The organism is Flavobacterium sp. F52 (assembly GCF_000278705.1).
GTDB classification, from domain to species: domain Bacteria; phylum Bacteroidota; class Bacteroidia; order Flavobacteriales; family Flavobacteriaceae; genus Flavobacterium; species Flavobacterium anhuiense.
In genome coordinates, this window is record NZ_AKZQ01000037.1 from 407,929 (window position 1) to 421,747 (window position 13,819).

General features: G+C 32.7%; 11 protein-coding genes and 1 tRNA gene. 6 read left to right on the top strand and 6 right to left on the bottom strand.

The features are described from left to right. Nucleotides 1–88 precede the first annotated feature (88 nt). The 3 genes from FF52_RS20290 to FF52_RS20300 all read left to right on the top strand — a co-directional run bounded on the left by FF52_RS20290 (nucleotide 89) and on the right by FF52_RS20300 (nucleotide 5,040). Entirely contained in the window at nucleotides 89–2,329 is a 2,241-nt protein-coding gene (locus FF52_RS20290) for a hypothetical protein (protein ID WP_008468525.1), read from the top strand. 228 nt (nucleotides 2,330–2,557) lie between these two features. Then, a complete protein-coding gene (locus tag FF52_RS20295) occupies nucleotides 2,558–3,979 on the top strand; it encodes an RtcB family protein (RefSeq protein WP_008468527.1) in 1,422 nt (473 codons plus the stop codon). Between the two features lie 263 nt (nucleotides 3,980–4,242). Further along, nucleotides 4,243–5,040, top strand: a complete 798-nt coding sequence (locus tag FF52_RS20300) for a TatD family hydrolase (RefSeq protein WP_008468530.1) — start codon at nucleotides 4,243–4,245, stop codon at nucleotides 5,038–5,040. A gap of 20 nt (nucleotides 5,041–5,060) precedes the next feature. On the opposite strand, the gene FF52_RS20305 is transcribed toward FF52_RS20300, so the two are convergent. The 6 genes from FF52_RS20305 to FF52_RS20335 form a co-directional block, all read right to left on the bottom strand. After that, entirely contained in the window at nucleotides 5,061–5,543 is a 483-nt protein-coding gene (locus FF52_RS20305) for a hypothetical protein (RefSeq protein ID WP_035692022.1), read from the bottom strand. An 81-nt stretch (nucleotides 5,544–5,624) separates the two neighbouring features. After that, a complete protein-coding gene (locus FF52_RS20310) occupies nucleotides 5,625–6,284 on the bottom strand; it encodes a hypothetical protein (protein WP_008468534.1) in 660 nt (219 codons plus the stop codon). A gap of 575 nt (nucleotides 6,285–6,859) precedes the next feature. Further along, nucleotides 6,860–7,573 carry a hypothetical protein gene (locus FF52_RS20320; RefSeq protein WP_008468538.1) on the bottom strand — a complete coding sequence of 238 codons (714 nt, stop codon included), beginning with the start codon at nucleotides 7,571–7,573 and terminating at the stop codon, nucleotides 6,860–6,862. A 164-nt stretch (nucleotides 7,574–7,737) separates the two neighbouring features. Beyond that, complete coding sequence (locus tag FF52_RS20325; protein ID WP_008468540.1) at nucleotides 7,738–8,448, bottom strand: hypothetical protein; 711 nt, start codon at nucleotides 8,446–8,448, stop codon at nucleotides 7,738–7,740. A gap of 4 nt (nucleotides 8,449–8,452) precedes the next feature. After that, nucleotides 8,453–9,379, bottom strand: a complete 927-nt coding sequence (locus FF52_RS20330) for a hypothetical protein (protein WP_008468542.1) — start codon at nucleotides 9,377–9,379, stop codon at nucleotides 8,453–8,455. Nucleotides 9,380–9,381: 2 nt separating this feature from the next. After that, nucleotides 9,382–11,190 (bottom strand): type VI secretion system Vgr family protein, encoded by a 1,809-nt coding sequence (locus FF52_RS20335; protein WP_008468544.1) that lies wholly within the window; start codon nucleotides 11,188–11,190, stop codon nucleotides 9,382–9,384. A 409-nt stretch (nucleotides 11,191–11,599) separates the two neighbouring features. Between FF52_RS20335 and FF52_RS20340 the strand changes: the two genes are divergently transcribed. From FF52_RS20340 to FF52_RS20350, 3 genes are all read left to right on the top strand, one after another. After that, nucleotides 11,600–11,869 (top strand): hypothetical protein, encoded by a 270-nt coding sequence (locus FF52_RS20340; protein WP_008468547.1) that lies wholly within the window; start codon nucleotides 11,600–11,602, stop codon nucleotides 11,867–11,869. Nucleotides 11,870–12,760: 891 nt separating this feature from the next. Continuing rightward, a tRNA-Pro gene (locus FF52_RS20345) sits at nucleotides 12,761–12,832 on the top strand. 450 nt (nucleotides 12,833–13,282) lie between these two features. After that, nucleotides 13,283–13,786, top strand: a complete 504-nt coding sequence (locus tag FF52_RS20350; protein ID WP_008468549.1) for a hypothetical protein — start codon at nucleotides 13,283–13,285, stop codon at nucleotides 13,784–13,786. The last annotated feature ends 33 nt before the right edge of the window (nucleotides 13,787–13,819 follow it).

Below are 13,819 nucleotides of genomic sequence, written 5' to 3' on the forward strand. Positions count from 1 at the left end.
CGTCAAATTTCAGGTCAAGTGTTTCTTACTTCAAATCTTTTGGGTAGAACTAGAAGCACAATTATCTAAATTTTAAAAATTAAAAAAAATGAAAACAAAAGAATTATTAAAAATCAGTTTACGCCAAAATGCCATTTTCGTTCCGTCAGAAATGATTACGAATGATGTTAAAAATTTATCAGGAACAACTTCAGTTTTGTTAGCCAATGTTTCTAAACTTGGATTTACATTTTCTGAATCATTGCTTCATGCTTTAAACAATGTAAGCCCGAATTATAAAATCGAGGTTTTAGAAGTTTTGAGAGAAGTTCTAGGGACAGATAAAAACTGGACGCCTTTGGTAAAAGAATGGAATGTTCCAACAAACGAATCTGTTGTAGATCATATCATCACTTTTTTCGGAAATATTTTCCAGACTAAAAACGGAACTAAATTACAATGCGGTCATATTATCCCAGACAATACTTTTCCATTAGAAAGATACAACGGTTGTCCGTTCTGCGGAACTCCGTTTGAATTCGGTAAACTGGAAAATATCGGACAAGGTAGCAAATTGAAAGTGCTGGAATTATGGTCAGAAAAAGATTTAAATGATTTCTATATATCGTTATTGCAATCAAAAACCGCTTTAGACGCTACTCAGGTAGATAGTTTAAAAATGGCGATGCAATATTTGCCTTTACCAAAAACCGAAGTGGCAATGAAGGAAACTTTAATGATAGTTATTGATCTTTTGATTGAAAATGGTAAAGAAGCCGAAGCGTCTCAGTTTTTGAAAACGCCTACAGATATCTTACGATACTTATGGTATAAAAATACAGGAATGCTTCAGATTATTGAGCCAAAAACGATTATCAAAAGAACATCAAAAAATGCGCAGCATTTCCACAATGTTTTAGATACAAGCGTTCAGGCGAGAATTGCATCTCAAAAAGATTTGAAACTAAAATATTCCCGAAAAGAATGTTTAATGGTGGCAAACTGGTTGAATAATATGGATATGGATGTTGAAGCTATGTGCGAAACGATGCATCCAAAAAGAGGAATGTGGGTTCGTTTTATCCGAGCGTTACGTTTGGCAGAATACAGCAAAAGAAAAGGGTTTGAGAAATTGAACTTTTTAATGGATGTATTCTACAACCAAGTCTATGATGTTTGGCAAAGCAAAGTAGATTCGTCAAGACTGAAATTTGATGCCGATAAAACATTTGCGTTATTAAAACAGCGTCCAGGATTATTTGCTCGTTCGTTATTTTCGAATATGCTTTGGTTTGGAGCAGAGGAAACTGTTGCTCATTTTGAAGAAATCATCGATAAAGTTCCAGCTCGATTGGTGTTTACTTTGAATATGTATGCTCAAAATTATTTTGATAAAAACATGCAGAGAAGTGTGAAACCTTTGGGTGGAACAAACAAACGAATTAGTGCAAATCAGTTGTTGGGATTATACGAAGATTTTCAGTTGGAAGCAATGAAAAATCAAATCGAAGAATTATGTCTTTTAGCCATGAAAAAACGATTTGCGAAAATTGCGAACACCAACAAAACAATCTATATCGATCCGCAATTGTTTAACATTCCGGTTTCTATAGGAGATCGAAGCGAAACAGTTCAGGATTTGCCAGTTGCTTTAATGGGAACACGTTTCCCAGTTGAAGGAAACGAATTGCGATTGTTTATGCAATGGGGTAAAGATTTGCCAGCGCAACATTTGGATATGGATTTGAGCTGTCATATTGCCTACGAAGACCGTTCAGATATTTGTTCTTTCAGCCGATTGACGACTACAGGTTGTCAGCATAGTGGTGATATCCGAAGCATTCCGAATAAAATTGGAACTGCGGAATATATCAACATCAACATCGACGAATTGGCGAAAGCCAACGCTAAATTTGTAACTTTTACTTGCAACGCTTACAGCAACGGAAGTATTACGCCAAATCTGGTTGTAGGTTGGATGAACAGCAAACACCCGATGAAAATTTCGGAGAAAACTGGTGTGGCGTACGATCCGTCGTGTGTAGATCATCAGGTTGGTGTGACGCAGAATGTTGCCAAAGGTTTGGTTTTTGGAGTGTTGGATGTAGCCAAAAGAGAAATCGTTTGGTTAGAGATGACTTTCGGAGGTCAGGTTGTAGGCGGATTGGACTTCAAAGGAGTTCAGGCGCTATTGGCAAAACTAAACAGCAAATTGAATATTGGTAATTTGTTACAATTAAAAGCAGAAGCTCAAGGTTTAACAATCACCGAAAATGAAATCGCTGATGAGGTGTATACAGCGCAATGGGCTATGAATCCAGCGGTTGTTACACAATTGTTGGTGGATTAAGTTGCAAAGATTCATAGTAACAAAGTGACAAAGGTTTTAATATTTAACGCAGATTTAAAAAGATTTTAGCAGATTAGCGCAGATTATTTATCAAAAAAAAAACTTTTAGATCTGCTTAAATCTGCAAAATCTGCGTGAAACAAAATCTACGCAAAATAACTGCGTACTAAAATTAAACCTTTGCACCTATGAACCTCTGGCACTTTGTCCCTTAAAAAAGAAAAAAAAATGAAAACACAAATAAACGGTACAGATATATTAGAATTAGGATTCCCAGAAGGAAAAATAATAGGGATTGCCTTAAAAATAAACAGCAAAAGAAACGGATTCACAAGAGACGAAATGATCGCTCATTACAAAAACGTCTTAGAAACTCCAGAAAACTATATTGACGATAAAATCTTCAGTAAACTGGCTGTGGCTTTGATCGAAAAATCGAATGAAAAACCAGAAGATTTCATTGCTTTAAATCAGAATCCGAATGCGTATTCGGCTTACGGATTGGATCATATCGAAGACGGTGCCAGAAAGCAAATGGAGGTCGCTATGAAACTTCCTGTGACGGTTGCTGGAGCTTTAATGCCAGACGCGCACCAAGGTTACGGATTACCGATTGGCGGTGTTTTAGCCACAAAAAATGCCATTATTCCGTATGGAGTTGGAGTTGATATTGGGTGTCGAATGGCGTTGTCGGTTTATGATATTCCAGAAGATTTTTACTTTGAAAACGAAGCTAAATTCAAAAAAGAATTAATCGCGAATTCTATTTTCGGAGCAGGTCACGGATTTCACGGTCAGTACAAATCTGATCATGCGGTTTTGGAGAACGAAACTTTCAATATGAATCCGTTTGTGAAGAACCTGAAAGATAAAGCTTGGTCGCAATTAGGATCTTCGGGTGGAGGAAATCACTTTGTGGAGTTCGGAATTATGGAATTTGCGCAAGACGATACGGTTTTGAATATTCCAAAAGGAAAATACGTCGCTTTGTTAACGCATTCTGGTTCACGCGGAATGGGAGCAACCATTGCTGGACATTATACTAAAATTGCCAAAGACGAATGTAAACTTCCGGAAGTAGCCAAAAACTTGGCGTATTTAGATATGAATTCGCAATTAGGTCAAGAATATTGGCTTGCGATGAATTTGGCAGGAGATTACGCTTCGGCTTGTCACGAGATTATCCATAACAAAATGGAACGCGCTTTGGGTGCGACAATTTTGGCCAAAGTCGAAAACCATCATAATTTCGCTTGGAAAGAAACTTGGAACGGCGAAGAAGTGATCGTACATAGAAAAGGAGCAACTCCAGCCGGAAAAGGCGTTATGGGAATCATTCCCGGAAGTATGACCGCACCGGGATTTTTGGTGAGAGGAAAAGGCGAGGAGAACGCCATTAATTCCGCTTCGCATGGAGCAGGAAGACAAATGAGCAGAACCCAAGCCATAAAAAACATCACACAAACCGAAATGAAATCGATCCTGAGAGATCATGGCGTTACGCTTATCGGAGCAGGTCTTGACGAAGCACCAATGGCGTATAAAGATATCAATCAGGTTATGGAAGCGCAGAAAGATTTGGTAGATGTTGTGGCGAAGTTTACACCGAAATTGGTTAGAATGGCGGATGATGGAAGCCGTGAAGACTAAGAAGAAGCAAGAAGCAAGAGGCAAGACTAAGGAGAAGCAAGAAGAAAGAAGAAAGATATGACTGTTTTGTCTTTTGTTTCTTTTCTACACAAAATTTAAAAATTAAAAAAGTAGACAAATAAGAAAGAGCCAAGAGGAAAGATGAGAAAGTCTTGCCTCTTGCTTCCTCTCTCTGCAAAATCTTAAAAGAAAAAATAATCGGTTCAGAGAGAAAAAACCTTAGCATCTTAGTATCTCAGAACCTTAGCAACTTTAAAAAAAACATGAATTATATAGACATAGGAATCAACCTAACCAACAAACAATTCCAAAACGACATAGACAATGTCGTACAAGATGCGCTCGACGCCGATGTATCGCAAATGATACTCACAGGAACAAGCGTGCGAAATAGCGAAGAATCTGCGAAGATTGCGAGGCAATATCCGGGCGTGCTGTACGCTACGGCGGGAATACATCCGCATGATGCGAAGAGTTTCGATGCGCAGAGTATTTCGAAACTCAGGAAATTATTAGAACTGAAACATGTGGTTTCGGTCGGCGAATGCGGACTCGATTTTGATCGTGACTTTTCGCCCCGAAACAAACAGGAAGAATGTTATAAAGCCCAATTAGAATTGGCTATTGAAGTACAGAAACCGTTGTTTTTGCACGAAAGAAGCGCTTTTAGTTCGTTTATGAATATCACAAAAGACTATCTGCCGAAACTGCCAAAAGCCGTTGTACATTGTTTTACGGGAACGTTGCAAGAGGCCAAAACCTATCTCGATAACGGATTTTATCTGGGTTTTACGGGAGCGATTTCAGATGCCAAACGTTTCAGCCATTTAAAAGAAGTCATTCAGTACGTACCGCTCGACCGAATGATGATTGAAACCGATGCGCCGTTTATGCTTCCTAAAAATGTCCCGAACAGCCTTTTGAAAAAATACCACGAACGCCGTTGCGAACCTGCTTTCCTGCCGTATGTTGCCGGAACAATTGCACAGTTTAAAGGAATTGCTTTAGATAAAGTAGTGGAGGAAACGACTAGGAATTCTAAAAGTTTTTTTTGGATTTAGGTTTGTTTTCCTAGCGGGTTTCAGAAAATAGTCTTGTATCGATTAGTTTTTAAAGATAGTTTTGAATCAAATATTTTTTTCTTAATTACTTTTCCTTTCTGATCAACTTTAAAGCATAAATAGATATATCCATTTCCTACAGTCGAATAAGAAAAACTATTTATTTCGATTATTATACTTGTATAATTTAATCTCTTTGATGCTACAATCTTAGTCGGAATAAGATTTGCAAAATCTCCAATAGCAATATTTTTAACATCAGAATTATTTATCTCTACTATTGGATTTTGCGAAAATTTCAATTTTTCAATTAGCTTTTCTATTAGTGGTTTTGTATCGCATTCTGAGGTAATTGTATTTTCAGTTTTTAGGATAAAATTGATTTCGTTGTTAAATAGATTTTCGTGAATATGATAAACACTTGAAGAATCATTAATTGGTATTCTACAGGATTCTATTTTCTTTTGAATAAAGTTAAATGTATTATTCTGTGCAATTATCATGTTAAAAAAAAGGCAGAAAAAAAACGTTACTATTCTCATAATTTACCTGTTGAGCTATTTTTAAAATTGAAATGTGTTTGTTTATTGATTATTGTTATCTAATAATGTTCTTAAAGAGTCAATATCTGTTCTTTTGAAATTAGAAAGAGGAAAGCTTGTGCCAGTATATTTTAATGTTTTTTTGTATTGTTTCCATCCCCAAGACTCAACATTTATACTATCCACATAAAATTCATTATCCTTGAATGAAATATAGGTTTTGGTATAAAAACTATTGTTTCCCGTAATATCTTTGGAGATAACAAAACCATATTTAGTAGTGATTATTTCTTCATAATAAGAAGGTGTATCACAATTCAAGGCATTTTTATAACTTTTAAAAACTTTACTTTTTCCATGTGTTGTTTTACTGATTAAAAGTATTGGAAAATCAAACGCTGAATTATTAGGAAAACAATCGTCATTACTACTTTCATAATAAGGTTTTAAAACCACAATTGTATCTATTGTTTTATTGTTGTCAAAATCAAAAGGAATAGGTTGGTCTCTGTAATAATTTGAGAATATAATTCCATATTTATTTTTGTAACCCTTAACTTGATCCAAACATTTTTCTTCTAACAAATTATTTTTTGGTGCATTAATGGTATCTTTTGGACTATTGCTTATATTTTTATCTACAATCTTAGAACAAGAAATTAAGAATAAAATGATTATAAAGATGCACAACGAAAATTTCATAATTCTTAATTTTTAGGTATTCTAGAAGGATAATCTTAATTATAGTCAAAGTATTCTTTTATTTTTCTCCCATCCTTTTTATTAATTACTATAAATTTACATGGTCCGTTTGCTGAACAACCACTTCGAAATAATAACTTATTTGAGTAATCTTTAATTAATTGGTAGCCTAATCGATATGTATAGGGATATAGATTTACATCTACTTCATTAATTGCAATTTTAGATTTATGAGGTTTCTCTAGGGTTAGCCATATTCGATCGCAATTAAATTGCCAATAAAGAATATAATTCTTCTGTAGTTTGATTGTATCACAATTTATATTGCTTTTATTCATTAATTTATTTTGATTACAAAAGCAATTTTTATCCTGTGCCGAACAAATACTAATTTGAAATATTATTAAAAATAGTATATTCTTTATCATTTGATGTTTTCTTTGGGTTTTGAAATATTAACTTCTTTCCAAAATATAGTCAGACCATATTGAGCTGTCGACTGATCTTATTTTTATAGATTTTGTACATTTCGATAGTGTTTTTTATTCTTTTTCAGACTAACATAATTAAACGGTTTAATCTAAATTAATTTTAGAATAGCAATCTATAATCGTATCTGTTGAAATACTATCTCTAACTAGTGTTTTTATTTTTTCAATATTTTTATTTTTATAATAATAGTATCTTTTGTAATTAATTTTTTTATTAAAATAGTTGGCTCTTAAATTAATCTCTTGGAATTGTTTTTTTTTATTTTTCATAATTCCAACAGAAATAACCTTAGAATTATCAGGTAAATAATCAATTTTATTTAATTGAGGAAGGATGAAATCGCAATCACTAAAGAAGTCTTCTTCTTCGTTATTCTTCTTAACTTTACAGTTTTCTTTAATAATTTGTTCAATTTCTTTGTCTTTTTTTAAAAAATCTAAATTTATAATAGGTTTTATATTCATGCATCCATCTGAATTTTGGGAATATTTAATATCTGTAATTGAAGTAGTGTAGTTTACATATCGTATATTTCCTCCGTCAATACGTTTTTTTTGCTCTAGACTATATATGAATTGGTTGACTAACAAATCATTGTTATCAAATGTAAATGTAATTGAGTCACTTTCTTTACTATTACCATAAACTCTTGCATATTCTTCATTATTTGCATGAAAATAATGATAGATTTCCGTTTCTTTATTATTAGAATGAATTATGACATAATTTTTATTAGAAACTTTACATGAAATAGTCAATAGTGAGACAAAAACAGTGATTAGTTTATTTTTTTTCATTTACTTTCTTTTTTCTGGATTTTAATTCTTTCCAAAAAATAGTGCCTAAATAAACAGCTGTTGATTCAAGTGCTATAGTTTCAGAGGTCGAAAATCTATTTCATCTTGTTTTAGATAAAAAAAGAAAACAGCTTTACAATTCCATGATATAGGAGATTCTATAACTACCAACTTTTGTACTCAATCTTTTGTCTATCTTCAATTTCTCCAGAAATAAAATTTATAGTTTTTGATGAACTTAACCTACCTGCTTTATCGTACTCAAAATATTTTTTATAATACATAGTTTCCCCATCTGGTTTTTCAATAAGAACGGCATCTATTTCAACTAAAAAATTGTCTTTAACATGTAATTTTAAGTTTTTTAATACAGTACCATATATAAAAGGAGAAAATTTAGCATTTAACATTCTCACATTCTTATCTAACTTGAATTCAAATATTTTTGTTGTTTTTTTATTATTACTATATTTTTTCCAGTCTTTTACTTCATCTAAAATAGAATCAATATAAACGAAATCACGATCAAGTAATTTATATTTATTTTTATATGGAATTTTAGTGTAAAATTTTTCATAGTAATCATAGTAATCCTCTAAAAAAATATAGCTATCTTTAATTCTGTTATTTGAATCATAAATAAAATTAGCTTCACTTTTCAACTTGCTTTCCTCATATTTCTCCACTTTTAGTAATAAAGTATCTTTGTATTTAAAAGAAATAGAATCCTTTTTAGATAAAGTTATAGCTACAAGCTTTTCTTTTTTGAAATAGTATTTGTGTTTAGTATTAATCGTGACTATAACATTATTCTTATACTGTGAGCTACAACCTATGAACATAAAAAGAAAAATAATTAAAGTAAGTTTCTTCATCTAGTTATTTTTTAATTTCTTGAATATATTTAACGTCTTTCCAAAATATTGTTCTCCCCCAAACCGCTGTTGATTCGTATGTTATTTTATTTTTATTAATCCCAGATGGTGAATATTTTTTTTGTGGAGCTTTAAATGAAGTTCCGATAGCATCTTTCCAGCTTTTATAATGCTCATCTAAGATCGTCCAACCTCTTGTATTCATATGAATAACATAATTTTTATCATCATCATGAACTCTATCGTCATCTTCGGAGTAAAGGGCTTGCTCTTTACCATCCCAATAACGTGCTCCGTTACTATAGTCTTGACCGTCTGTCAAAGCGTTTATTATGGCAGCAATCGCAATTTGCATTTTTGTATTATTTCTTTCCTGTGTTTCCTTTTTTCTAAAATCTTTTGCAGCTTTACTATTTTTTCCAAAAGCAGCTTCTTTGGGGTAATTATGATGAACACTTGCAAGAGAAAACATTTCAAATTTTAAATTTTCATCATCCTTTTTAAGATAAGGGAAACTACTTTCACCATAAACTGTTGAGCTTAAAATCACGAACCTTTCATGTGTTATACTCATATCATTCTCTTTCAATAATTTGGTGTTATTATAAGTAACAAAATCATAACCATCTTTATTTTTCTGAGTAGATTTTCCATCACAAACATAAACATCTTCAACACTTCCTTCGAAATCAGGTTCATTAATTTTTCCTTCAAAAGTTCCGTCTTTATTATAAAAATGTCCATTTACATAAACTATTCGATCTTCAAGTAAAAAATTTGGAGCATCAATAGGATTTCCGTAAGAATGATTTTCTGCTGTTTCATTAATAAAGCCACCCGCATTAAAAGTAATATTTCCTTGCGAATACATATAGTGATTTCCTTTTGTGTATATTGTGGTTGTTCCTTTAACAAATCTTATTCTGCTCATAATTAATTCTGTCTGGTTTGTTCTCCACTATTATTTTGTATTTGTTTTTGGGCATTTTTATTCAAATCACCTTCGGTGTAATGATTTAGTCCTTGTTTGCTATTATCATGTCTGTCTTTTTCTGTTGTAGACTTAAAATCCCCTTCAATATACTCCATAAAATCTCCTGTTACATTTAGCGTACTATTGCCTCCAACACTAACATTGTGCATCATTCCAATTGTGGTTGACTTATCAATTCCTGCTTTTTCAGAAATATTTGTTCCAGCTGTAAAGGTGATATTTTCCGTAGCTTCAAAAATGATATTTTTAGCTCTTATTGTTGCAGTTTCTGGTACGGTTAGAGTAGTGCTTTTAGTCTCCTCATTCATATGCAGTTCATTCCCGCTTGGGTCAGAAAGTATAATTCCTACTTTTTCAACAAATTTCAGCATTTGTCCAAAACGCATTTTTATCGCTTTTATCATGTTATTTGGGTCAAAGAATTCTGGTTTCGCTTGTCCGTTATAATGTGAGCCTATGACATAAGGGCGTTGAGCATTGCTTCCCTCAAAACTTACCAATACTTCATCATCTATCTCGGGTCTCCAATACGAACCTCTTCCTGAACCTGCATAATTTTGTACAACTCTTATCCACTGGCTTTTTTTGTTACCTGCTCCCCAAAAGAAATCAACTATTACACGTCCCAAACCTTCTGGATCATTGTTGTCTCTTATTTTTGCAGGCTGTGTTTCTGCTTTTGCAAAAACATGAACATCGGTATAATGAGGTGCAGTAACATCGAAAGGAATGGCTTTGAACTCGCAGGTGTAATTTCCGTGTACTTCTGAGCAGTGTATAGCTTCGATAACAACAAGCTGATGTTCTACGGTTTGGTTAACAATTGTAAATATCTGTCCTAATCCTAAAGGAAAATAAGATACTCCACTATAATAAACACTGTTTGCATCGTTTCCTGCAGTTTGCAGTTCTACCATTTCTTCTAGTTCCTGTCTGGTCTGCGCATTATTGGTATAAGCACCCAGACTCAATTCAGTTTGTGTAACGGTTCTTTGGTTATAGCCCACATTTACGGCAAAAGTATCTTTACTGCCATTAGAAGTTTTCTCAGATGCTTTCTGAATATTTTCGGCATTATTGTAATCATAACCTCTTAGCGAAATGCTGTGTGCACTCATATTAACTTCAATCTTAAAACTATGCAATGATGCTCCGTTTATAAGTTTAATTGTGGAGTTTTTAAGCTGTCCGAATTGCATGCGCATACCATCAAAATAAAACCATTGTCCGTATCTAGAAGCTAATCTTTTTAGAAAATTAAAATTAGATTCATTATACTGAGCCATATAATTGAATTCTTTCAAATAGGTTGATCTGATCGCTTCTCTTTGGTAAAACTCAGCTGGTCCTTCGGAGAGGATATCTAAGGCAATATCATCCATTCCTCTTTCGAGATATGTCCTTGATTTTGGTCTGTCGTCTAAAACGATAGTGTGGCTTATACCGCTTACATGAAGATTGACAGCGCTTCCGTTTAAATCGATAGAAGTTATTTTTGTTATGATGCCTTTACTCATAAGCTTAATGCCTGTTAAGCTTTTAAAGGTGAAAATAACTTCATTTCCATTGTAACTTCTTATCGCTTTTGCCTGATCTACTGGGTTTATAACTGCTTTTCCTGTATATTGCCAGACAAATGAAAAATAATGATGATCTGCCATTTTTTGCGACAACTTTAGATCATAATAAATTATGTTTTGGGTAAAACCTCCAATTGTAATATGTACTTGGTCTGAGAAATGTGCCATAGTTTTGATTCTTATTTTGATTAACTTATTTAAAAATATGTTTAAGAGATTTTTCCGATAGCCTCTAAAAGACTTTTAAATAATAGAATAAGGTTATTGTGTAGAAAATATAAAGTTGATTCTCTACAACAAGGATAATCATGCGCCAATAATAATTTCTATCTTTGTTTTAAACCTAAAACTCAAAATTAAAATCCAAAAAATAAAAAAGTAAGTTATTTCTTTCTTTTTAAAATAAAAGAATATCTTTGCGATGCAAAACAATCAAAGGAGAAATCCTTAAAACTTTTTTAAGTTAACATAAACGAATACCTCGTCATGGTGAAGGAACAGGAAACTGTCCTAAATCATTCCTTTGAATGTTTTGCACACCTAAAGCGAGGTATTCGCGTATCTAAAATTTTCTATTATGCAAAAAGAAAATCAAAAACCAACACATTGTGATGTAGTGCCATCTGTAATTAATTTCCTTTCAGACGAATTGTTTGAGGGAGATTACAAAGAACAGCCCCTGTATTTGCAGGAAATCTTCGAGCTTTTAATGCATACAGAGTTTGGCGACGATATCAATTTAAGGCAAAAAATACTGAGCTGTTTAAGAACCAGCCGTAATCTGGCAGAAACGTTATCGCCATTTTCAGAGAAACAGATTTATAAAGCTTGTGCTAATAATAGATAAAATCTTTCAATAAAAAGTTAAATCCCGACAATACTAATTGTTGGGATTTTTGTTATAAAAAATATATTTTAAGTATGTTTTGTTAAATTAATCTAAAATATAGTACATTTGTATCTGTAATTAATAATAGAAAAAAATACATATGAAATATTCATCAAGCCAATTTTTTGAACGTTTAGCAGGAGATTTTCCAGCTAATTGCTCAGGATGCGTATGTATTTTTATGAAATTATGATCTAGTATTTAGAGTCAAACTCATCATAGAATAGAAAAGCGTCCTCATTTTAGGACGCTTTTTTTGTTTTAAAGCTTTTCGATTTCGCTTAAAAAGCACTTCGATTTTGCTCAGTGTGACAAAAGAGAACAATAAAATGATAAAGAAAACAAACCAGAACTAAAAAAACTAAAAAAAATATTTAACCAAAATGTTTAATGATTAATAAAAATAGAGAGATATAGTCTTGGAAAGTAATCTGATGAGTAACAGTCATTTGATACAAAAGTGAGATCTGCACCAGTTTGCGGACAGGAATTTCTTTGTTTTTATTTTGGGTATAACTTACTGATAATCAGAAAATTATTCTTAAAAAATATTTGGAAATATGAATTTTTCCATCATATCTTTGCCGAACAAAATTGAAACAAAGCGTTTCAGAAAACAACAACAACAACAATTAAAAAATAAATAAAATGAGTTTTAAATTATACATACACAACCCAGGATTAGTAGCCGCGGCTTCGGACCGTGAATGCTTTTACATGTCGGTGCATCAATATAGGCAATAGGATAATTATATCGTATTTGTTATGAAGCACCTTTAATTGGGTGCTTTTTTTTGTTTAGGTACAAAGGTTCAAAGGCTCAGAGGGGCATAGAGAAAAAGAGAAAAACTGGGAAGATAACGGTGGTTGTTTACCCGCCTTGGACGCGGGAGGTCGCAGGTTCGAATCCTGCTTCCCAGACAAGTTTTAGCAAACTTAGTCTCTTAGAATCTTAGCAGCTCAGAAACTTAGAAAAATGTACGCAAAATAACTGCGCAGAACAATTGTAATATTTGTTCATGAAAGAATAAAAATGAAGTAAAAATAGGAACCGTTAGTAGTAAGTACTAACAGTTTAAGTTTAATAATAAAAAATTTAAGGATGAATCAAGAAATAGGATTTAAGTCGGACCATAGTGGTCAAACAGATAAACTCGAGACAAGTGAACTGTCGTTTGCCTCAATTAAAAAGAAAGATTTGGAACTGATTAACCTATGGAAGGAGAAGGTGAATTTTAGGGAAATTATATATATCATTTAGAGATATTTCTCTCTGGTAAAGCAAGGGTGCTTTTTAACTTTTGTGATATTGGATTTCCCAGAAAACCTTCGATTTCCTGAGATTCCCATGAATTGCAAAAAAAAAATGCCATGCAAAACAATACACTAGAAAAATACAAAAAAGCAATTAGAAAAAAATACGAGATAGAAAAAGAAGGTAAATACTTTGATTATTTGTACAAGCCTTCTCGTGGAAAACTTCGTGATTTGTGCTGGTTGATTTTCGAAAACAACCCAACAAAGGATGACTTGAACGTTTTCAGCAACCTATTGGGCTTAGATTTCGATCATAGTAAAAAGAATAAGTTTAAGGAGAAAAAGGATAAGTTCAGACCTATCGAAACGTTCTTCAAAGGAGAGACAGATCCGTCAAACATTGACGCTATAAACATGGCAGCTATTTTGGTTGATTTTGAACCACGTCCTTTCAAAAAGTTCTACGAAATGTCTAAAACTGAAGAAATAAAACCAGTTAAACGGATTGAGAAAGCTAAAGCAGTTCTTGAAAAAAAGAAATCTGCTAAAAAGGAAAAGCATGAAAAGAAGTCTAAGAAAAGAAACTTCTTTCTAGATTTCAAAAGCATGTTTTTCTAGGGAGTTGCCACTATCCCGATAGCTATCGGGACT

What these genes read in the sequence shown, in the direction of transcription:
- FF52_RS20305 (WP_035692022.1), bottom strand. Translation starts at nt 5,543, where the DNA reads ATGATAATTGCACAGAATAATACATTTAACTTTATTCAAAAGAAAATA.
- FF52_RS20335 (WP_008468544.1), bottom strand. Translation starts at nt 11,190, where the DNA reads ATGGCACATTTCTCAGACCAAGTACATATTACAATTGGAGGTTTTACC.
- FF52_RS20350 (WP_008468549.1), top strand. Translation starts at nt 13,283, where the DNA reads ATGCAAAACAATACACTAGAAAAATACAAAAAAGCAATTAGAAAAAAA.
- FF52_RS20290 (WP_008468525.1), top strand. Translation starts at nt 89, where the DNA reads ATGAAAACAAAAGAATTATTAAAAATCAGTTTACGCCAAAATGCCATT.
- FF52_RS20325 (WP_008468540.1), bottom strand. Translation starts at nt 8,448, where the DNA reads ATGAAGAAACTTACTTTAATTATTTTTCTTTTTATGTTCATAGGTTGT.
- FF52_RS20340 (WP_008468547.1), top strand. Translation starts at nt 11,600, where the DNA reads ATGCAAAAAGAAAATCAAAAACCAACACATTGTGATGTAGTGCCATCT.
- FF52_RS20320 (WP_008468538.1), bottom strand. Translation starts at nt 7,573, where the DNA reads ATGAAAAAAAATAAACTAATCACTGTTTTTGTCTCACTATTGACTATT.
- FF52_RS20330 (WP_008468542.1), bottom strand. Translation starts at nt 9,379, where the DNA reads ATGAGCAGAATAAGATTTGTTAAAGGAACAACCACAATATACACAAAA.
- FF52_RS20295 (WP_008468527.1), top strand. Translation starts at nt 2,558, where the DNA reads ATGAAAACACAAATAAACGGTACAGATATATTAGAATTAGGATTCCCA.
- FF52_RS20300 (WP_008468530.1), top strand. Translation starts at nt 4,243, where the DNA reads ATGAATTATATAGACATAGGAATCAACCTAACCAACAAACAATTCCAA.
- FF52_RS20310 (WP_008468534.1), bottom strand. Translation starts at nt 6,284, where the DNA reads ATGAAATTTTCGTTGTGCATCTTTATAATCATTTTATTCTTAATTTCT.